The sequence below is a fragment of the Bacteroides muris (ex Afrizal et al. 2022) genome, from assembly GCF_004793475.1.
Classification (GTDB): domain Bacteria; phylum Bacteroidota; class Bacteroidia; order Bacteroidales; family Bacteroidaceae; genus Bacteroides; species Bacteroides muris.
The window spans coordinates 16,068-36,447 of sequence record NZ_SRYZ01000030.1 but is presented as its reverse complement, the minus strand read 5'-3'; the positions used below and the strand labels follow the sequence as shown (position 1 = coordinate 36,447).

Below are 20,380 nucleotides of genomic sequence, written 5' to 3'. Positions count from 1 at the left end.
TCAAAATCTGACAAAAGTAATAAATTACTGTTTTCCCGAAACTGTTATCGAGTCACCATATGCCTTCAATACTTCCAGCGTACGGGCACGGCGCTTCCGGCCTTTGAAATTCCAAAACTCACGGGTAAAAGGCACCATCAGGTCTAGCCCGGATATTCCTACACCACCGATACGCTGCCAACCGCCCACAGCCATATTATTGGCACGCTCCGTCACCCGGTAACGCAGACCGGTTGCCTCAATCTGCTCCACCGTCTCACGCAGACCGGCATCAAACGGATGTTTAGCCCAGTTCGTGGGAATCGTCAGAATCTTAAGCGCATAGAATTCGTCTCCCCGCCACGTATCTTTGTCTACCTTTATTTTTTTCTGATAAATAGGATCCCAATTATATTTGGTATTGGCCGTATAGGGACGCAGGGTAAGTACCACTTTCTTCTCGGGTGCTTTCGGCATGACGGGCAATGAATTATCAAAATCCATCCACGACTTGTCCATCACCGCTTTCGGACTGCCCAGGAAATTATTCATTTCCAATTCTTGCAATGCCTCCGGATTCAGTTTTATCTCCCCCTCGCCCTTCAGCAACCGGTTCAGCCTCAACGAGTCCTGAGAGGTCCAGTTTTGGGCATAGCAAGGGAAGGCTACTGCACAGAGCAGCCCCCAAACAAGTATAAACTTTCTCATAAAATCACCACCACATATATCCGCTACCACAAAGCGGTTCGTCATAACAGGGGTCAATCGTCCACATAGTCCGTGGATACTTACGGGTTTCCCACCAGCGGCGGTAGCGCGAAGCGGCATCCAGCACCTCTTCGTCCGAAAGGAAATAGATACCTTCATAATTCTCCGCATCCGTATGTACCATCTTGCATCCCATCGAAGCATTATTCCCGAGGCGGATAGTCTCTACCGTCCACAAGATGCATTCGCCCAGACGCAGCTTGCCGCCTGCCGAATAGGACACCGGAGCCAGAGGAAAAGCGGGAATGGCCGTCAAGTCCTCGGCATACTTCAGCAATTCCTCTATATCTTCGGAAGTGAACTTGGGCATGTTACTCAACCCATCCGGACTCTGAGTAGAATATTTGCCAGCCTTCAACTGCTTGACAAACAAGCCTACATCCGGATGGTTGTAGTCCAACGTCTCTTTGCTGCAAGAGCCCAAAGAGAGAACAGAAAGAGTAAAGAATACAAGCAGCATAGTCTGCCCGAATATATGTAATTTATTGCATAGAGTCTTCATATTTGCATGATATTTAAGATTAATAAGTCATGCGCAGGCCGCACAACAGATTCAGGTTGGTAGGGCGTTCCGTACGCAAGGTTCTCGTCTGTGAATCCGTATCAAAATGACAAGAAACGGACGGCTCTGCAAACAAGGCAAAACGGTCGTTCATTTTATAGCGTACCCCTACTCCGGCAGCAACCGACAACTGTACCGGCTCTGCGCCGAAACCATTGTCCGGAGCACCTGCAATACATTTCTCGGCTGCTCCGCCTACCATAGCATAGAAATCCACTTTCGGCGTACTGGCCAGCATCATGTTCAACCTTACCGGAACTCCCAGCGTATGCAACGTACGGTCACCATCCAAGCAATTATACTGAAGACCGGCTTCCAAGGAGAAATGCTTGTTCAAACGACGTTCCACACTTACCCCGGCCGTGAACGGCATATGGAAATTCCCTTTCGGCAGGGAAGTGCCGATGCCTGCTTTCAATGCCCAATTACGGGGCTTTAACGGTGATACATCCACAGAGTTTGCCGGTTCTTCCTCAAAAGATGACGGCATTCCATCTATATTATCCTTATGGCCAGGATTTGAATAGTAGTCCCCGTTTCCGGCCGGAATTCCGTTACTGTAATAACCGTTTCCCGGCTGTTGCCGGTTTCCATACACCCGTTGGGTAATTCTGAAGGAAACATGGACAGACACGGATTCATCCTCATCGGCCTGCGTCGTCAATACTGCCGGAATACCGTTAGCAGGATGCTGTGTACCGGGCTTTTGTGCCACGGGGTTCGCCTGACGGATAGAGGAAAAACTTTCCTGCACCACATCCCCGTTCAAGTTGCCTTCCGGCGTCATGGCCGCCACTTGTGTAAAGGCCTCCTTGATTTCCTCTTTCGGAGAGAAATACCAGAAAGCGGCAGAAGCAGCTCCCAGTACAAATACAACAGAGGCGGCTGCGGCTACGCGGTGAAACCTCGGAGAAAGAAAAAGCGGCCTCCTGCCTTTTGCGGCAACCGGTGACGGCAAGTCACGTTGCAACCCTTCCCAGAAGTCCTCCCGCACTGTCATCTCTGCGCCGGCAAGACGACTGCGGAACAAACCGGTTATTTCATCATTTTCTCTCATATTCAGTATATTCTTTAATTCTTTTTATCAACAAACACTTAGCACGATGCAACTGCGAGGTAGACGAATGCTCTTTGATGTGGAGGATTTCGGCTATTTCCTTGTGCGATTTCTCCTCAAAGACGTATAAGTTGAATACAGTACGGCATCCATCGGGAAGTTCCGCCACGAACGCCATCAGCATTTCTTCGGAAATACGGCCTCCAGTTTCGACAATGCTCGCTTCATCCGAAATGTCGGGCAACTGTTCCTCATTCACCACCAGTTGGCTGAAACGTTGCTGTTTCCGCAGGTAGTCTATCGCCTGCGTCACCATTACCCTTGTCACCCAGGTACTCAATGCACATTCGCCACGGAAGGTGAAGTGGGTGAAAATTTTGATGAAGCCATCGTGCAATACGTCATGGGCCGCATCGACATCGCCCGTATAGCGGTAACATACCGCCAGCATCTGCTTGGAGTAGAGGGTGTATAATTCCTTTCGGGCGGAATCCTTTCCTGCCCGGCAGCCCTCAATCAGTTCTATCTCATTTTCCAATGTCAGTGCTCGTTTTACGGACGCCTCTTCGCGTCGTTTGTTAGTTAGACGCAGCATTTTTGAAAATGCTGCTGAATTAAATATAAAAAGATGTTAAAGAACGGAGATTACTTATATTTGGCTTTCAATACTTGAATCTGCTTGGCCAGCCTTTCATCCAATTCATCAAATTCATGCCAATACAGAAAACCGGGAACCATGTTGACGTAATTGATAAATTTCTTATACTGCACAAGAAACAAGGCCTGGTCCCGAAGACTGTCGTCACCATCAAAAACATGCGCCAACTCCCTGGACATGGCAGCACTCATAAGAGCATCTGTTTTCGTTGCATAGTAATCACCGACATCCCTCTGTTTCCTGCCCAACTCAAAATAAGTCTGCAATACATCCTGCAACATACGTTTGTCCGGTATATACTGCATCAATGAAGAACCTTTCAGCACATCCAGCGCATCTGTCCTATAAGAGAATTCATCCATATTATTGAAAAGCTTGCCATACTTCCACAGAGTATCTGTCGGTATCTTGGATACATCCATATCATGTTCCTTCAACAGCAGACTCATGTGTATGTCAATATCCAACAAGTGCTTTATATTACGGAGCTCCTGCTTATTATATTCCAACTCTTCCGTTATCAGCTGCATCGTAGCACGCACTTCCTTTTGGCGGGCGTTCTCGGTAATCCGGTCGTTTCCCCAGAAAGTGACAATGATGCCCGCAGCCACAATACTGAACTGACGGAAATAATCACCTATGCGCCAGCTTTTTATCTTATGGTTCAACCTGTTAAAGCTTGTCTTTCCCATATCTTTTCATTCTAAATGATACTTTTTCTCAAGCGCTTGTATTGCCTCGTCTATACGTTTTCCCACACGTTCTACATAGTCCGGCGTGAAATAGTTCCGCGCTACCCTGACAAAGTTCCGTACCGACCTGTCCGACAAGTAAATATCCCATGCCTCATATCCTCCACGATTTATCTGGTCCGTCTGTTCGTCAGTCAATGCCAAATGGAAAGGAACCATAACTTCGTCCTTCATATCGTAATAGCCATTCATAGTCGCCCTAAATCCATCCAATACCTCATAGATTCCGGTCAACTGCAACAGTAGCTCTTTATCTGAAATCTTCTGCATCAACATGGAGTTTTTAAGTATATCCAATGCATTCTGACTATAATAAAAACTGCGGATATGCCCCATAAGAAAGCGGAACTGTATCAATGAATCTTCCGGTATCGTCCGATGCTTTAAGTCATGCTCCACCAATAAGCTGGAAAGACGTTCATCCTCTCTAAACTCTGAAACGATACTCTTATAATTTTCCCGGTTACTTTTCAGTTCATCCCTAATCAGCGACATGGTGGCTTGAATATCCTTTTTCTCGGAGTTTTGAGTAACCAACTCACTACCGACAAAAGTAATCAGTACGCCAATCACCACAATGGAAGTCTGCCGGATGTAGTCTCCCACTTGCCAATCTTTGACAGTTGTTTTTACTTTATTCCATGTTATGTTTTTCATATCTTCCTACGCTATTATCCATTACTCTGAAACACATCATCCGTTATAGCCAAACGCATCATCTATCCGTCCCCAACAGACCATCTGTTTCACCCCAATACACCATCTGTTTTTTCAGGAGTCATTACTCTGCTGGTTATCAAGAGAAAGCCTCTCATAAGTCTGCCGTAATGCAGCATTCTTTATGAGAGGCTTTCCTTATTATTCTGCAATAATGCTTTCCGCCTTTGTCAACATGCTTTAAAGCTCATGTCCAATCCTTTCACGGAGTGAGTCAAAGCTCCTACTGAAATAAAGTCCACACCGCATTCAGCATAGTCGCGGAGCGTATCAAACGTGATGCCGCCGGAAGATTCCGTTTCATAGCGGCCACCTACCATCTCCACCGCTTTCTTTGTCATTGCCGGCGTAAAGTTGTCGAACATGATACGGTCTACGCCGCCTAGGTCGAGCACTTGCTGCAATTCGTCGAAGTTGCGCACTTCTATTTCTATCTTGAGGTCTTTACCTTTTTCCTTGCAATATTCCTTCGCACGGTTGATGGCCTTGTCGATTCCTCCGGCAAAGTCCACATGGTTGTCTTTCAGCAAAATCATATCGAACAAGCCGATACGGTGGTTTACACCGCCACCGATTTTTACCGCCATTTTCTCGAGGATACGCATGCCCGGAGTGGTCTTACGGGTATCAAGCACACGGGTATTCGTACCTTTCAGTTGCTCGGCATACTTGTGTGTCATGGTGGCAATGCCACTCATGCGCTGCATGATGTTCAGCATCAGACGCTCCGTTTGCAACAAAGACTGTATCTTGCCTTCCACAATCATGGCCACATCGCCCGGCTTTACGGCGGCACCGTCATTAATAAACACTTCCACCTTCATGGTGGGGTCGAAACGGCGGAACACCTCCTTGGCTATCTCGATACCGGCCAGTATGCCCGGTTCTTTTATCAGCAGTTTGGACTTGCCCATTGCCGTAGCAGGAATGCACGAAAGGGTTGTATGGTCTCCATCGCCTATATCTTCGGCGAAAGCCAGGTCTATCAGCCTGTCAATCAATTCTTCTTCCTTATTCATCTGTTTTATCTATCCTTATTTGATGTATGACATATTTGTTCTGTACTTTTCTGAAGAAACAATTCACCCGAAAGTTTCCATTTGCGGTCATCAAGGTACCGATGACGAAACCTGACTCATCACGTTTCCCCTGATGGTTCACATTAAAACCGCCGACCTTGTGGTTGGAGAAGAAAGCAGCCATTGTGCCCTCTGCCGTCCGCTTGTCGGCGTGGGTCGACTTATTCTGAATGATTAAATCGACCTTTTCACCCAGATACTTGTTGAGCTCCTGAGAGTTTCCTTCCTTGAAGGCTCCAATCACTCCCTCGGGAACGTTCTGGGCCAGCAGCACAGACGTCCAAATGAAGAGACCGGTCAACAAAAAGATTACCCGTTTTTTCATTTTCACAAGTATTTATGATAGGCAAAGGTAAGCATTTGTCTCAAAATACAATAAAAAAATACTAAATTTGTGCGCTAATCAAAACTGAACCAGCATGAAAACAACTCTGCTCGTCGTAGGACGAACTGTAGAACAACACTTTATCACAGCCATCAACGACTATGTGCAACGCACCAGGCGCTATCTCTCATTCGAGATGGAGGTCATCCCCGAACTGAAAAACACCAAGAGCCTTTCAACGGAAGTACAGAAAGAAAAGGAAGGGGAACTGATACTGAAAGCTCTCCAGCCGGGAGATGTGGTCGTACTGTTGGACGAAGGTGGAAAAGAAATGCGCTCCATAGAGTTTGCAGACTATATGAAGCGCAAGATGAATATCGTGAACAAACGGCTGGTATTCATTATCGGAGGCCCTTACGGATTCTCCCAAAAAGTGTACGAGGCGGCACACGAGAAAATGTCCCTCTCACGCATGACCTTTTCCCATCAGATGGTACGCCTCATCTTTGTGGAACAACTCTACCGGGCGATGAACATACTGAACGGGGGGCCGTATCATCATGAATAATCAATTTTAGCTCCGCGACACCTGGAATCCTTTATCCGAGAGCGACATTTCTACGAACCTGGCTCTCGGATTCGGTGCATTCTGCGTCAAGGTCTCGCGGATGCGCAGGGCTGCCTGCGGATCCTTAGCCACCATATACAGATAACCTCCCCCACCGGCTCCCGGCAGTTTATATCCTAAGGTATAGTCTTTTATCTGACGGATAATGTCCTCTACGGCAGGAGGATTTGTTCCACTGTCCAGTGCCTTCTTCTGCATCCATGTCTTGCCTACCAGTGTTCCGAAACCCTTGAAGTCATTCCGTTGAATGGCTTCGGCCATATCCAAGGCATGTGCTTTCATCTCTTCCAATAACCCCAGGTGCAAGGAAGAGTTAAGGAATATGGAGCGCACTATTTCTGCAAGGATGCCCTTGGCTGTACGCGTAATGCCCGTATAATACAGCAGATGGCAATCGCGGTATTCCGGATGAGCAAACAAATGCTCGGGCAACCAGCGTACCAATGGCTGCTGGGCAAATCCAGCCTCCGTCTGCAACAGTTTGATGCCTTGCAGTACCCCACCGTATTGGTCTTGCCAACCGCCGCCGGTCGTCAGCAATTGTTCCAAGGCAAGCGTGCGGCGGCATATTTCGTTCTTATCCCACATCAGTCCGCAAAAGTCACTCAATGAGCCCAAGACAGTAGAAGCCAAAATGGAACTTGTGCCCAGACCGGAACCTGCGGGTATGGCGGAAAGTAATGTAATCTCTATACCTGTACCAAAGGCTTCCAGTTGTTTTTCCAGCGAAGGATAAACCGTTTCCGAAAAAGCCGGAACAAACCCGGCCAGCGCCAATGCTGCTTTGGGAATGGAAAAGGGGGAACCTATCGTGCAATAGGATTGCAATTCCTCAAAAGTATTCACCACCTCCATGGCTCCCATATCAATGGAGCGCAACACGATGCGATGCTCCGCGCAAGGTTTGATGTACACTTGTAAAGGCGGCTGCCCGTTCAGTTCAATGGCAATATTCACCACATTCCCACCGGCAAACAAGGAGTAAGGCGGAGTGTCTGTCCATCCTCCCGCCATATCTATGCGTACGGGGCTACGCCCCCATACTATCTGGTCACTATACACATTCAGGCGGGGACTGCTCTTGCGTTCATACAAATCAGTCAGCAGTCCTTCGCGCAACAAGCCGAATGCGGCCTGCTCGTCTGCCTTGAAGTCCCTTCCGTCCAGTTTCTCAATCTGTGCGCGCAACATCCGGTTATGGATACGCTGCATCAGCGGAGCGTCTGTCGGTAATACTTCCGGCTTGTCGATGCCGAATTTATGGAATTCACCGGCCACATCCATCAAGTCGAGTTGATAGAATACACTCTTTGCATGGTTGCGTGCCAGCACTTCCCAGTTTCCTTTGCAGAAACTCTCCCGCTGTGCATACAGCAGACGCAAGTCGGCTTGTGCTGAAATTTCGTCGGCAGACAACCGATGACTCTCCAGCCAGACAGCCTTTCCTTCCGTCAAGCCCGGTTCGGAAACCATCCATCGAAGTACCGTCCCCATCCGCTCTTTATCTTTCACAACCGGAAAGATGGCAGCAGCCTGCAGGTCATCTTTTCTGCCGGTGATGTCTTCCGACACCAATCCCCGTTCGGCCAGCCATTCCAAAAACGACATTCCAAGGAACAGAGTCTTTTCATCCCGAATATCTCCCTTAAAAGTATCGTCAAAACCATAGGGGCGTACTGCCCAGCGATGGTCGGCAAGCGGAACTATATCAATACATATACCGTCCGGAATGGTCAGCATCCAGTCATTCTTGGGAACACCCGTGATAATCTGCCGTGCCCCCAGCCGCCAAGAAGCTCCAACAAAGCTGTTTTCAATCCAAAGGCTGTCGTTCTTCGAAGCAAGGGGGACATGCACTTCCGCATTCTGTACAAAGATGGCCGGATTGGGCTTCAACTTCCGGTGCATAATCCGGCGCTGGTCGTAGACCTTATTCTGTAAGGTAACGGTTGAAGACAATAGTTCGCGGCTTGTTCCATAATGGTAGAATTCGCCTCCAGGCAAAGGTAATATGGCGACAGAGAGGCTGTTCAGTTCTTCGTCCTCAATACGGGGATGATTTCCTAAAGACAAGCCGAAGTCAGCATACAAGTCGTAGTATTTCAAGTCGGAATATGGCGCATCCGCGTCCAAAGCCCCATCTGCCTTCTGCGAACGTTTCATCAGCAGGTCAACGGCCCGGTCGCTCAATAACCAGATGCCGATATCCATTAAAAAGAGATGTGTCTTGGACAAGTTTTCCAATGCCTCCAGAGAGGGTTTCTGAAGCATAAAGTCCAAGGATTCCGGCCGATTCCTGTCTGAGACAAACACACCATGATGTGTGGCGAGCAACGGGTCTACCCACAGTCCATAGCACACCACATCTGCATCAGGAATCTCTTGAAGCGGCTTTTCCGCACGGATATACACATCACCGCTGGCAATCAGCGTACGCAGTCTTTCGGGAGCCCGCTCCATAATCTTTTCGTAAAGCGGGAGTTGAAGGGATAATAAATTCTGTCCCAGTTTTTGTCCACGCGCCCAGCGAAACACCGGAATTGGGGTCAATATCTTGCCCGACGGTGCATATCCCGGTAAACGACGGCTTTGTCCTCCGGCATGCAGCAGAATACGCTTCTCTATTGGAATGCTTTTCTCTGTTGGAATGCACTTTTCTGTTGGAATACGCTCCTCCGCCAAATACTTCCTATCCCGTTCCTTCTGCCATTCTCTCAAGAGCCAGGTAGTTCCCCCACCCGAGCCAAGTTTCATTCCCACCGGGTCGGAAGTACAAAACCATTCCGTACGGTCTACATTTTCCAGTTCATAGAATGCCGACACCAGATTAGGCGGCAAAGACAATAATTTCTGCATATCGATTGCTGTATTGCTTACTATTTAAGAGCAAAGTAAAACAATATTGAGCAATTGACATAGGAAGTTTCAATTTATTTCTTTGGTATCAAGCTTGTGTTCCTTTACGAAAATACGACTGAGTATAAATAGCGTGCAATACACGATATTTATAACATGTCATACAAGAAATTAACAACGTGTCATACAAGAAACAAATATCGTGTCCGCAGGATATTAACTTCCTGCAAACACGATATTAATCCGCTTTTACACAAAACTATACGAGGCTGACCACCTGCTGCAACAACCCCGACAATTCGAAAGTAGCATTCTTAATATCCGAAATCCGGTTCTTGCCTTCTGTCGTAAGAGAAAAACGCATCTGACGCTTATCTTCCTTACCTATCAGACGGGTAATGAGCTTCTTTCCCTCGACAGAGCGAATGACCTTTGAAGTGTTGGAGGCAGACAAACCCAGTGCCTCGGCTATTTCGCTGGAGGTCAGCTTAGGAGTATTGAGCAGCGTGCACAACAGCATTCCTTCATTCAGCGATAAATCATACATCTGCGTAAACTGCACCTCGAACTCGGCAATAGCCCGATAAACATCACGGATTTTACATAAAGTCTCCATATCTTGTCCTCCTATATAAATAAGTTCACATTTGCCTTGTCCGCACGTTCCATATAGGTAGCCACGCCGCCGATGGTTACTTCATCCAGAAGTTCTTCGTGCTGGATGCCCATCATGTCCATAGACATCTGGCAAGCAATGAATTCCACTCCCTGCGCCAATGCCTGCGAGCGCAACGACTCCAAAGAATCCACTCCCTTGCGCTTCATCAGGAAGCGCATCATGCGGCTACCCATGCCAAACATATTCATCTGCGACAACTTCAGTTTCAAAGAGCTGGACGGCAGCATCATGCCGAACATCTTGCCGAAGAAGTCTTTCTGCACACTGGGTTTCTGCACTTTCTTCAAGACGTTCAGTCCCCAGAAGGTGAAGAAAATGGTTACTTTCTGTCCCGTTGCCGCTGCTCCGTTTGCCAGTACGAAGGTTGCCAGCGCTTTGTCCAGGTCGTCACTGAACAAAATCAGCGTCTTTCCCCTACCCCCGGCTACGGGAGTGTTGGAAACGGATGCGCAAGCCGGAGCGCCTTTCTCGATGACTACCGTATAGCGTCCTTTCTCGTCATGCTTCTCTATCAATTTATTTCCCGTCGTATCACACCAGGCAGAAGCATCGCGTGCAAAACCGGCATCGGTAGCCACAATCTCCACACGCTCACCCGCAGCAATGCTGTCCATCGCCTTCTTCACCTGCATGATGGGACCCGGACATTGCAAGCCGCAAGCGTTTATCTTCAACGGTTCCTTTTTAGAGGTAGATGCCGCTGCAGGAGCACCGTCGTCAGCAGAGGCGACCGAAGAAGCAGAAGAAGAGCCACCGCCCGCCGGAACAGATGGAGACGGCAGAGGCGCTGTTGCCGTAGAATAAGTCTTATAACCACCTATCAGATTGCGCACATTGCGATAACCGCGTCCCATCAGGATGCGCAGGGACAGATAACCGCGCAGACCCACAGCGCAGAAAAGGACTACCGGCTTGTCCGTAGGTATCTCTGCCAAATGCCCGCGTATTTCGTCCAATGGAATATTGACAGCCCCCGGAATGGTGCCGAAAGAGAACTCCTCGGGCGTACGGGTGTCTATCAGCATCACTTTATCCTTCTCTTCCACCAACTCGCGCCAAGAGATGACGGGCATGGCACCGCTGATAATGTTCGATGCTGCATATCCGCCAATGGCGATGGGATCTTTGGCCGAGGAGAAAGGAGGTGCATACGTGTGCTCCGTCTCCATCAAATCGTAGACTGTGCCACCCCGCTTGATGAGTCCGGCAATCTGGTCGATTCGCTTGTCCACTCCCTCGTAACCGATACATTGCGCACCATAGAGTTTACCGGTTTTGGGATGGAAAGTCAGTTTCAAGGTCAAAGGCAGGGCATCCGGATAGTAACCGGCATGAGATGCCGAGTGGGTCACCGAGCTTTGGTATTCCATGCCCCACTGCTTCAAGCGTTTGGCTGCAAGACCCGTAGAGGCTACCGTCATGTCGAATACTTTGGCAATGGAGGTGCCGATAGCGCCTTCGTAGGAGACGGTATTGCCAAACACCATATTATCGGCAACGATACGTCCCTGGCGGTTGGCAGGATTTGCCAAGTAATTTAGCCAAGGCTTTCCGGTCAGCGGATGGGGGTATTCGATGGCATCGCCCACGGCATAGATATCTTTTTCGGAAGTCTCCAAGTGTTCGTCTACCCAGATACTGCCCATTTCGCCCAGCTTCAAGCCGGCTTGTTGCGCCAATGCAGTGGCAGGACGCACACCGATGGAGAGCAGCACCATATCGGCAAGAATGGTCTTTCCGCTTTTCAGGAATACAGTGATTCCGTTGTCCGTACGCTTGAAATGGGTTACGCCTTCTTCCAGATATAGGGAGACGCCTTTCTGCAACAGATGTTGATGGATGGGTGCCGCCATAGAGAAGTCGATAGGCGCCATCACCTGGTTACCCATTTCGACTACAGACACATGAACACCGGCGTGATGCAGATTCTCTGCCATCTCTAATCCAATGAAACCGGCACCTACAACCACGGCGCGCTTCACCTGCTTGTCCGAGATATAAGCCTTGATATGGTCGGTATCTTCTACATTGCGCAATGTGAAGATGCCTTCGGAATCGATTCCTTCCAAAGGAGGCTTCACAGGGTTGGCACCGGGAGAAAGCAAAAGTTTGTCATAGCTTTCGTCGTACTCCTTGCCTTCAGCATTGCGTATGGTAATGGTCTTGTTTTGGGGACGAATGGCAATTACTTCATTCTGCACGCGCACATCAATGCGGAAACGCTTGCCGAAAGATTCGGGCGTCTGCACCAGCAACTTCTCACGCTCTGCTATCACTCCGCCTATATAATAAGGTAAACCACAATTAGCATACGAGATATAAGGGCCTTTCTCCAATAAAAGGATATCAGCCATTTCGTCCACTCTTCTCAGTCGGGCGGCTGCCGTGGCTCCACCTGCTACACCGCCAATGATTACGTATTTCATATTCTTTGTTTTTAAGTTTGACGATGCAAAGAAAAGTATTATTTTCGATAAAACATAATTTCCAAAGGAAAATATTATTAAGAAACTTGTATTATGAAGAATAGATATAAAAGAAACGGGTTATCATAGATTGCTTTTTCTATGATAACCCGTTCAGTATATAGTTTTAATGGTTTTACCAATCAAGCCTGGAAAGACCGGTATCTTTATACCATGAAGTTATACGATATGCCGCATTGGCGACCTCAGCATTTTGCGTATTAGCAGTGGAAGGAATATAATGCGTCACTCCGTTTGTACCCTCCATTGAGAACATAGAGGCAAACTGGGAATAGTTTTTTGGAGTAGTATTCCAATAGCCAATAACGTTATCGAAAGCTTGCCTCCATGCAGAATAACCGGAATTGTCCGTGAGATGCTTCATCATATCTACCATATCGTAATAGCCAACATGTCCGTTATAAGAATTACGCTTATCGTAATCAAAGACACTTGAACGAAGCTCAGAAATGTCTGTAGTGTTTTGAAGAACCTGCTTCGTCACTGCTGCCAGATTTTCCAATCCTTCGGTTTTCAGCGCTGCTATAGAAGTTCCACCCGTCCAATTTGCATTAGTCATACCGACTCCACCATTATATAGCTCGTAATATGCTTTAAAATATTCGGCAGTCATTGCAATAGCCGCATCTTGTCTGAACATCAACGGAACAATCCTATTGTATGGCGCACCTGGTCCAGGATTCTCTGTTGGTGATCCAATGTAATAATCAGTATGTTTACGTAGTTCGTAAGCAACCTCAACCGACATCATGAAACACGCATCGAACATAATGAAATCAAAGTATGGCGCTGAATCCAAAACAGTCATCAAGCCTGAAATATTCATCCGGTTGTCACTACCATCTCCCTTATCTTGACCTACCCAACGAGTCTTAGGTGCTTCTAAAGGATATGGAATCCATCCGTCGCAATGCGACCAATACACTAAACCGTAACTGTCAGCCGGATAGTCATTGAAAGCACGCGCCAGTACCTCCTTCATAACAGAAGTATCAGTTGAAACCTGCTCTCCATATTCTTTGATGATTTCCTTGTTTACATTCCCTTTTTTATCACTATTTATACGGAACAAAACCGGATTATCATTATTATCCAGATAAACCAACAGATTGTATAGCGAAGCATCAACGGACTTCATACCTTCCATCATTTCTTCCACATCCTGAGTAGCAAAATTCTGGTTATTATAGTTTTCATCCAATCCGTTTTTATCTGCTACGATATAAACCAATACCGTACGCTGAGCAGCAATATCACTAACCGTTACAGTACAAGTGGCAACTTTTGCACCATCTTCAGTAGTCGCTATGATTGCAGCACTACCCAATTTTAATGCCGTTACTTCACCATCTGCATCAACTTTTGCTATAGTTTCATCACTTGAAGTCCATTTGACATTTTTATTTGTAGCATTTTCAGGTGTTATAGTAGCCATAAGTATTTCACTACCACCTCGTCTGAGCAATAATCTACTGGCATTCAACGAAATACTTTCCACTAACACCACTTCAGAATCTGGAGGAGTTTCGTCACCACACGTCACTACGCAAGTAGCCGTTTTTGCTCCGTCTTCTGTCACCACAAGAATCGTAGTACTTCCTGATTTTAAAGCTGTTATCTTACCATTATCGTCAACCGTTGCAACACTAGGGTCACTAGAAATCCAAATTAGCTTTTTATTTGTTGCATCAGCAGGAGTTATGGCAGCTACTAAAGTTTCACTCTGACCATTTTCCAGTGATAGTGTATTCTTATTTAACGCAACACTTGTTACGTTTACTATCTCTATCACCGGATTGTCATCATTACAAGCAACAAAAAGGCCAGAAAGACAAATCCAAAGCAAAATACGAAAAGTCATTTTCATAACAATATATTTTATTCCTGCGGTTTCTTAAAACTAAAGGCCCCCGGCTCTACTACCTGCAGAACCATATTCTTATTCCTCTTATACTTGCCCTTTACCTTTGCAGCCTCTTTTTCCAACCTTTTCTTGTTTTCAGAGAAATAAATCATGCAAGTATAGTCCGGCTTCTGCAGATTGTACTCCAGATAGTTCTTTAGCTGGTAAGTGTATAAATCACGCTTGGGCAAGAATCCATTCTTATCCAGCTCTACGCTGTCCAATACCTGGATGTCTGTATAATATACGATGGAATCATTGAAAGAAGCCGCCACCCCAAAAGCATATACAGCCTTTTCCTTATCTTTCATTGTAAAAGCCGAACACAACGCAAAAACCAAAGCTACGGCACAAAGTATACGAACGTATTTCATTGAGTTATGAGTTATAAGTTATGAATTATCAATGGGACAAAGATATAAAAAAAACCGCACGCCTACTAAAGACGTACGGTTTTTAATTCCTTCTATTTGTCGGAAACTGATATTTCTTATTTATCCCAAATAAGATTTGAGCAATTTACTACGATTACTTTGTCTTAATCTTCTGATTGCTTTTTCCTTAATCTGACGCACACGCTCACGGGTCAAGCCGAATTTGTCGCCGATTTCTTCTAATGTCATTTCCTGCTGTCCGATACCGAAAAACATCTGTATGATTTCTTTTTCCCTATCGGTTAACGTAGAAAGAGCTCTATCAATTTCCCTCGCAAGAGACTCGTTCACCAAAGAGCGGTCGGCCATAGGGGAGTCGTCGTTGACCAACACATCGAGCAAGCTGTTGTCCTCTCCCTCTACGAAAGGTGCATCTACCGAGATATGACGGCCGGACACCTTCAGTGTATCAGAGATTTTGTCAACAGGGATTTCCAATTCATCGGCAAGCTCTTCGGGAGACGGACGACGTTCGTTTTCCTGCTCGAACTTGGAGAAGGCCTTGCTGATTTTATTCAGCGAACCCACCTGGTTCAACGGAAGACGCACAATACGCGACTGCTCTGCCAAAGCCTGCAGAATGGACTGACGTATCCACCATACTGCATAACTGATGAACTTGAAACCACGTGTTTCATCGAACTTTTCGGCGGCCTTAATCAGTCCTAAATTGCCTTCGTTAATCAAGTCGGGCAAGCTCAAACCTTGGTTCTGGTACTGCTTGGCCACAGATACAACGAAACGCAGATTGGCACGTGTCAATTTCTCCAATGCAACACGGTCACCCTTGCGGATGCGCTGAGCGAGCTCCACTTCCTCTTCAACAGTAATGAGGTCCTCGCGACCGATTTCCTGCAAATACTTATCAAGAGAAGCGCTCTCTCTGTTAGTGATACTTTTGGTAATTTTAAGTTGTCTCATTCTTATAATACAGATTTGGGTTGCAAAGGTACGACAAATTATTTTGTTACAATAATTTCATCCTAACTTTTTTACCTTATTTATATCTTATCCTATATAACAAAAAGAATGCCGGTATGTATTGTACCGGCACCCCCTTTTTCGCTATTGTTAGCTAATATTACAATCTACTTACCAAACTATCCCTATTCTTTATTCTTGGGTCAAATCAACGGCATACATTGCACGCTTTCCTGACGGGAACATACCGGTGATGAACAAACCTTGTTCAGGAGACTTTCTTGCCTCTTTCATCGCCTTTTCCAAATCATCCACCGTCTTCATCGACACTCCGTTGGCCTTCAGAATGATGAATCCTTTACGGATACCAGCATCGGCCATCTTGCCATTGGTAACACCGGTAACTTCCAGCCCGTAACCCAGGTTCAACTGCTTCTTCAGCTCGGAAGACACGGGCTTAAAGGCTGCACCCAGGATTTCCATTCCGGCATCCTTCACTACCTTCGTAGTGCCTTGCTCATTCTTCAGCGTGATTTCGAATACCTTTTCCTTCTTGTCACGAACCACCGTTACCTTCACCTTGTCGCCCGGACGGTGTTTTGCCAGCATTTCCTGCAAATCCGAGAACTTGTGAATCTTCTTGCCATTCAATGCTATGATTACATCGTTTTCCTTCAAGACGCCGGCAGCGGAACCACCTTCAACAACTTCGGCCACATAGACCCCCTCTTTCACGCCAAGTTCGTCGGCCTTCTTCTTCAGCTCTTCAGTCCAGCGTTCGTCCATCTGCAAGTCTGTGCTCAAATCACTACCCTTAATGCCAAGGAGAGCGCGCTGCACGGTACCAAACTGTTTCAAGTCGGCTACCACCTTTGTCATAATGCTGGTAGGAATGGCAAAACCATAACCGGAATAAGCACCCGTGGGTGAGTAGAGCATGGCATTGATGCCAACCAGCTCGCCTTTGGCATTCACCAACGCACCACCACTATTACCTTGGTTGATGGCAGCATCGGTCTGAATGAAGGACTGAATGTTTGCAGCTTGCCCGTTGGAGGTGGAAGAGCCAATGGAGCGGGCTTTTGCACTGACGATACCGGCTGTTACGGTAGAGTTCAGGTTGAAGGGGTTGCCTACAGCCAATACCCATTCTCCCACCTTCAACTGGTCGGAGTCACCAACCGGAATTGTCGGGAAATCATCCCCTTCAATCTTAATCAATGCTAAGTCCGTGCTGGGGTCAGTACCGATGATGCGTCCCTTCAGCTCACGGTCGTCATTCAGTTTCACGGTGATTTCATCAGCACCTTCCACCACGTGATTATTCGTCACAATATATCCGTCTTTGGATATGATGACACCCGAACCGAAACCTACACGCGGCTGGGTCTGTATCTGGCGCTGGCGTCCACGACCGTCTCCAAAGAAGAAGTCAAAAATATCCGGCTGTTCTTGCACCGTCTGAGTCTTACTCAGCTGAGTGGCACGTATATGCACTACAGCATGGAGCGAGCTCTCCGCTGCTTGTGTCAAATCCACAGGCTGGGCATCCGTTGCATGAAAAGCTGCCGGCAGCAGATTATTCGGGTTCTGCTGAAACAACTCGCTGAATGCGGCAGGCTTTTCCTTATTCAGCATTTTATAAGTGGTCAATCCAGCCACTCCAGAGCTCAGGAGCACGATAGCTGCAACTCCAAGGATGTTTTTTGTTGTCTGTTTCATACTATTTTTCCTATTATTTAAATTGTTAATATCTGAGTTTTGTTTAACATTACGACGTTAAAATAACGACAAAAAACGTTCAGTTATTCCGCTTGTCGCTTTTTTTTGTTCTCTTTTAACAGAGAATATTTAGGGCTTAACAGCGGTTAACGGCAAAGACTGACAAATTAGCATTTATGTACGATTGCCGACTGTTAAAGAACTGACAGATAGGGCATAAAAAGACGCATCATCCGTTTCGGACGAAACGGATGATGTATTGGGGGTAAACAGATGATGCGTTCGGGTTGAACGCATCATCTGTTTTTAGAGGGCAGATATTGCCTCAATAATTCAAGTAATCAATATCCATGTGGTAGTCCCATTGCGGAAAGTAGAGGTTGCCTCCCTCCCACTCCACCTCGCCACGCTGGAAGTCGACCGTCTCGCTACGGGGATACTGTTTTTCGGGCTGTAACGGCATGCCGTAATCGGTGTTCACAATCATGCGCCAAGAGTCAATACCTCCCAGGAAGAAATATTCCTCGTCGGCATTGCGGGCAAAGGCAGGAATGCCGAATGACTGGTCGACGGGCACCCAACCCACACCTTCAAAGTAGATTTCCGCCCAATCGTGCAGATTCCACGCGCGGGGATGCATCATGAAGCCGCTCTGGAAATGTGCGGGAATGCCACTGATGCGGCAAAGCGTAATAAACAGTAGACTGACTTGGCCGCAGTCTCCGTGACGGTTGTCCAATACATATTCCGGGATATTCTCAATGGTGGAATATTCGCGTGCAGAGGCCCACGGGAAGTTGTCATTCACCCACCGGAAGATGCGTTTTGCCTTCAGGTAGGGATTGGATTCACCAGCTGTCAATTTGGCAGCAAGTTCGCGCAAGCGCGGAGAAAAGACGATATGCTTCTCACGCTCGGCAGTATATTCCTTATAAAGGGAGGTCGTCGTATCATAGGGGTGCACGTCGTCAGGCTTCAGATTATGCCATTCACCGTTGGCAGTAAACTCAAAGGTTTCGGAGAATACGGTCGGCTCGCCTTCGACAGCGCGTTTCTCCATGTACAATGTGCTGTGACGACACTCGGGCGAGGAAAAGGTGTACTGCGGTTCGCTGGCCGAAATGAATTTCACATCCTGCTGCCGGGCCTGGTCCTGACGGGGATAGGGCAACCAGCAACGGATGATTTTCCCGGCAGGCACGGCATTGGTATCCACGGTCAACGTGTAGGTAACGCGCATGCGCTTAGGCGCAACAATGACCTCGCCCTCCTTCTTCACAGCAGAAATAATTTCGGGCAGGTTCTCCATATTCACTTTCTCGCTGCCACTTGGCGAAGTGCCTTCCTTGGCCATCTTAAGGCCATAGCAAGTGGAATCCACACGAAACAGGTTAGGCCCGGCATTGCGGAAATAGCGTTTCTCTCCATCCAGCACCATGCACTCCAAAGCTTTGGAGGCTTCCCACTGACGCATCTGCTCATCGGTCACGTCGGGAATATACTTGCGGATATAGTCCTTCACCTGGGATTCCGTCATACAGAAATCAGTAAGCAGACGTTGGTGCAGGTCGTCCTCCCAATTATAGGGCTTGCTCTCGGGCTTCGTGCTGCATGCAGAAGCCATCACAAACAGAGCAACGGTATACAATAGCTTTCTCATGACTTCACCACTCCAATACCCGGCAAATCAGGCAACGTTATCTTACCTTTCACAACTTCCATACCTTTGAAACGGTCGTTCGCTATCAGCAGGCTGCCGTCCAAGTCGGCAAAGTCCACCGCCGGAGAGAATTGGGAGGCAGCGGTAATGGCACAAGAGGTCTCGGTCATACAACCCACCATCACTTTCATGTCCAATGCACGTGCCAAAGTCACCATCTTCCAGGCTTCGCGCATGCCGGTACACTTCATCAACTTGATGTTGATGCCCGTAAAGGCCCCCTTCAAACCTGCCACATCCTTCAGACGCTGGATGGACTCATCGGCAAATATGGGCAACGGGCTTTGCTGGGTGACCCATGCAATATCGTCCAGTTGTTCCTTGGGCATCGGTTGCTCTATCATGACAATTCCTTTTTCGTGCAGCCAATGTATCATATCGAGCGCATGATGTTTGTCTTTCCAGCCTTGATTGGCATCAATGGCAATCGGAAGGTCTGTCACTGAACGGATTGTCTCTATCATTTCCTTGTCGTTCTCCCGCCCCAGCTTCACTTTAAGGATATTGAACCGGTCGGCACACTCTTTCGTCTTTTCACGCACCACGTCGGCCGTATCAATGCCGATGGTGAAGGTTGTAGAGGGAGTCTTCTCCTTGTCCAACCCCCATATCTTATACCAGGGAGCTTGCAGCAGCTTGCCCACAAGGTCGTGCAAGGCGATATCCACAGCGGTTTTAGCAGCAGAATCCCCTGCCGAGAGACTGTCTATATAAGCCAGTATATCTTCCAACTGAAAAGGGTCTGAGAATTGGCCGATGACATCCTGTACCTTCTTCAGAAAAGCCAATACACTGTCCATTGTGCCTAGTTCGTGTTGCAGGTACGGGGGCATGGAGGCTTCACCATAACCGATAATACCGTCATATTCTATCTCGACCTGAACGTCGGGAGTGGTAGTACGCGAATGGGTGGCCACTGTAAAGACATGGCGCAATTTCAGTTCATACGGGAAGAAACGCAATTTCATCTTGGGTGTTACACCTGCCCTGCTGTTCACGTTGAACAAGGAAGGAGCACCATTTCCTCCGGCAAATACATGACTGATTGCCATGCCTGAGCCGATTGCGGCAAAAGCGGCGGTTTTCAGGAAATCTCTTCTGTTTGACATAATAGTTGAAAATTGAAAGTTGAAA

General features: G+C 47.4%; 18 protein-coding genes. 1 reads left to right on the top strand and 17 read right to left on the bottom strand.

What is annotated here, in order from left to right; translation table 11 throughout:
* Window positions 1–24: 24 nt before the first annotated feature.
* The 8 genes from E5355_RS12845 to E5355_RS12810 all read right to left on the bottom strand — a co-directional run bounded on the left by E5355_RS12845 (window position 25) and on the right by E5355_RS12810 (window position 5,897).
* A complete protein-coding gene (locus tag E5355_RS12845; RefSeq protein ID WP_136010659.1) occupies window positions 25–687 on the bottom strand; it encodes a DUF4858 domain-containing protein in 663 nt (220 codons plus the stop codon).
* Window positions 688–691: 4 nt separating this feature from the next.
* Window positions 692–1,249 (bottom strand): DUF4943 family protein, encoded by a 558-nt coding sequence (locus E5355_RS12840; protein WP_136010658.1) that lies wholly within the window; start codon window positions 1,247–1,249, stop codon window positions 692–694.
* Window positions 1,250–1,268: 19 nt separating this feature from the next.
* Window positions 1,269–2,366, bottom strand: a complete 1,098-nt coding sequence (locus E5355_RS12835; protein ID WP_136010657.1) for an outer membrane beta-barrel protein — start codon at window positions 2,364–2,366, stop codon at window positions 1,269–1,271.
* Window positions 2,353–2,961 (bottom strand): RNA polymerase sigma factor, encoded by a 609-nt coding sequence (locus E5355_RS12830; protein ID WP_016274374.1) that lies wholly within the window; start codon window positions 2,959–2,961, stop codon window positions 2,353–2,355. Before E5355_RS12830 ends, E5355_RS12835 begins: the two co-directional genes overlap by 14 nt.
* Before the next feature lie 50 nt (window positions 2,962–3,011).
* Window positions 3,012–3,716 (bottom strand): hypothetical protein, encoded by a 705-nt coding sequence (locus E5355_RS12825; protein WP_016274373.1) that lies wholly within the window; start codon window positions 3,714–3,716, stop codon window positions 3,012–3,014.
* Window positions 3,717–3,722: 6 nt separating this feature from the next.
* Complete coding sequence (locus E5355_RS12820) at window positions 3,723–4,433, bottom strand: hypothetical protein (protein ID WP_136010656.1); 711 nt, start codon at window positions 4,431–4,433, stop codon at window positions 3,723–3,725.
* A gap of 230 nt (window positions 4,434–4,663) precedes the next feature.
* Window positions 4,664–5,512, bottom strand: coding sequence for a carboxylating nicotinate-nucleotide diphosphorylase (nadC, locus tag E5355_RS12815; protein ID WP_136010655.1), 849 nt, complete (start codon window positions 5,510–5,512; stop codon window positions 4,664–4,666).
* Window positions 5,505–5,897, bottom strand: coding sequence for a DUF4783 domain-containing protein (locus E5355_RS12810; RefSeq protein ID WP_136010654.1), 393 nt, complete (start codon window positions 5,895–5,897; stop codon window positions 5,505–5,507). The genes nadC and E5355_RS12810 overlap by 8 nt, the downstream gene beginning before the upstream one ends.
* A gap of 94 nt (window positions 5,898–5,991) precedes the next feature.
* On the opposite strand from E5355_RS12810, the gene rlmH reads away from it, so the two are divergent.
* The gene (gene rlmH / locus E5355_RS12805) at window positions 5,992–6,465 is read left to right on the top strand and encodes a 23S rRNA (pseudouridine(1915)-N(3))-methyltransferase RlmH (RefSeq protein WP_136010653.1); all 474 of its coding nucleotides are present in this window, start codon (window positions 5,992–5,994) and stop codon (window positions 6,463–6,465) included.
* 6 nt (window positions 6,466–6,471) lie between these two features.
* Here the strand turns inward: rlmH and E5355_RS12800 are convergent, their stop codons facing one another.
* The 9 genes from E5355_RS12800 to E5355_RS12760 form a co-directional block, all read right to left on the bottom strand.
* A complete protein-coding gene (locus E5355_RS12800; protein ID WP_136010652.1) occupies window positions 6,472–9,381 on the bottom strand; it encodes a bifunctional fucokinase/fucose-1-phosphate guanylyltransferase in 2,910 nt (969 codons plus the stop codon).
* A 259-nt stretch (window positions 9,382–9,640) separates the two neighbouring features.
* Entirely contained in the window at window positions 9,641–9,997 is a 357-nt protein-coding gene (locus E5355_RS12795) for a MarR family transcriptional regulator (protein ID WP_005831273.1), read from the bottom strand.
* An 11-nt stretch (window positions 9,998–10,008) separates the two neighbouring features.
* Complete coding sequence (locus E5355_RS12790; RefSeq protein WP_136010651.1) at window positions 10,009–12,486, bottom strand: FAD-dependent oxidoreductase; 2,478 nt, start codon at window positions 12,484–12,486, stop codon at window positions 10,009–10,011.
* A gap of 175 nt (window positions 12,487–12,661) precedes the next feature.
* Complete coding sequence (locus E5355_RS12785; RefSeq protein WP_246866951.1) at window positions 12,662–14,413, bottom strand: clostripain-related cysteine peptidase; 1,752 nt, start codon at window positions 14,411–14,413, stop codon at window positions 12,662–12,664.
* A gap of 11 nt (window positions 14,414–14,424) precedes the next feature.
* Window positions 14,425–14,823: a hypothetical protein gene (locus E5355_RS12780; protein WP_136010650.1), complete on the bottom strand. Its 399-nt coding sequence runs from the start codon at window positions 14,821–14,823 to the stop codon at window positions 14,425–14,427.
* Between the two features lie 120 nt (window positions 14,824–14,943).
* Window positions 14,944–15,804, bottom strand: coding sequence for a sigma-70 family RNA polymerase sigma factor (locus E5355_RS12775; protein WP_002561589.1), 861 nt, complete (start codon window positions 15,802–15,804; stop codon window positions 14,944–14,946).
* Between the two features lie 192 nt (window positions 15,805–15,996).
* A complete protein-coding gene (locus E5355_RS12770) occupies window positions 15,997–17,526 on the bottom strand; it encodes a Do family serine endopeptidase (RefSeq protein WP_136010649.1) in 1,530 nt (509 codons plus the stop codon).
* Between the two features lie 325 nt (window positions 17,527–17,851).
* On the bottom strand, window positions 17,852–19,186 hold the full coding sequence (locus E5355_RS12765; protein WP_136010648.1) for a transglutaminase-like domain-containing protein: 1,335 nt from the start codon (window positions 19,184–19,186) through the stop codon (window positions 17,852–17,854).
* Window positions 19,183–20,355: a dipeptide epimerase gene (locus tag E5355_RS12760; RefSeq protein ID WP_136010647.1), complete on the bottom strand. Its 1,173-nt coding sequence runs from the start codon at window positions 20,353–20,355 to the stop codon at window positions 19,183–19,185. The genes E5355_RS12765 and E5355_RS12760 overlap by 4 nt, the downstream gene beginning before the upstream one ends.
* Window positions 20,356–20,380: the final 25 nt, after the last annotated feature.

Coding starts and splice junctions, on each gene's coding strand:
- E5355_RS12845 (WP_136010659.1), bottom strand. CDS start 687: ATGAGAAAGTTTATACTTGTTTGGGGGCTGCTCTGTGCAGTAGCCTTC.
- E5355_RS12840 (WP_136010658.1), bottom strand. CDS start 1,249: ATGAAGACTCTATGCAATAAATTACATATATTCGGGCAGACTATGCTG.
- E5355_RS12835 (WP_136010657.1), bottom strand. CDS start 2,366: ATGAGAGAAAATGATGAAATAACCGGTTTGTTCCGCAGTCGTCTTGCC.
- E5355_RS12830 (WP_016274374.1), bottom strand. CDS start 2,961: ATGCTGCGTCTAACTAACAAACGACGCGAAGAGGCGTCCGTAAAACGA.
- E5355_RS12825 (WP_016274373.1), bottom strand. CDS start 3,716: ATGGGAAAGACAAGCTTTAACAGGTTGAACCATAAGATAAAAAGCTGG.
- E5355_RS12820 (WP_136010656.1), bottom strand. CDS start 4,433: ATGAAAAACATAACATGGAATAAAGTAAAAACAACTGTCAAAGATTGG.
- nadC (WP_136010655.1), bottom strand. CDS start 5,512: ATGAATAAGGAAGAAGAATTGATTGACAGGCTGATAGACCTGGCTTTC.
- E5355_RS12810 (WP_136010654.1), bottom strand. CDS start 5,897: ATGAAAAAACGGGTAATCTTTTTGTTGACCGGTCTCTTCATTTGGACG.
- rlmH (WP_136010653.1), top strand. CDS start 5,992: ATGAAAACAACTCTGCTCGTCGTAGGACGAACTGTAGAACAACACTTT.
- E5355_RS12800 (WP_136010652.1), bottom strand. CDS start 9,381: ATGCAGAAATTATTGTCTTTGCCGCCTAATCTGGTGTCGGCATTCTAT.
- E5355_RS12795 (WP_005831273.1), bottom strand. CDS start 9,997: ATGGAGACTTTATGTAAAATCCGTGATGTTTATCGGGCTATTGCCGAG.
- E5355_RS12790 (WP_136010651.1), bottom strand. CDS start 12,486: ATGAAATACGTAATCATTGGCGGTGTAGCAGGTGGAGCCACGGCAGCC.
- E5355_RS12785 (WP_246866951.1), bottom strand. CDS start 14,413: ATGAAAATGACTTTTCGTATTTTGCTTTGGATTTGTCTTTCTGGCCTT.
- E5355_RS12780 (WP_136010650.1), bottom strand. CDS start 14,823: ATGAAATACGTTCGTATACTTTGTGCCGTAGCTTTGGTTTTTGCGTTG.
- E5355_RS12775 (WP_002561589.1), bottom strand. CDS start 15,804: ATGAGACAACTTAAAATTACCAAAAGTATCACTAACAGAGAGAGCGCT.
- E5355_RS12770 (WP_136010649.1), bottom strand. CDS start 17,526: ATGAAACAGACAACAAAAAACATCCTTGGAGTTGCAGCTATCGTGCTC.
- E5355_RS12765 (WP_136010648.1), bottom strand. CDS start 19,186: ATGAGAAAGCTATTGTATACCGTTGCTCTGTTTGTGATGGCTTCTGCA.
- E5355_RS12760 (WP_136010647.1), bottom strand. CDS start 20,355: ATGTCAAACAGAAGAGATTTCCTGAAAACCGCCGCTTTTGCCGCAATC.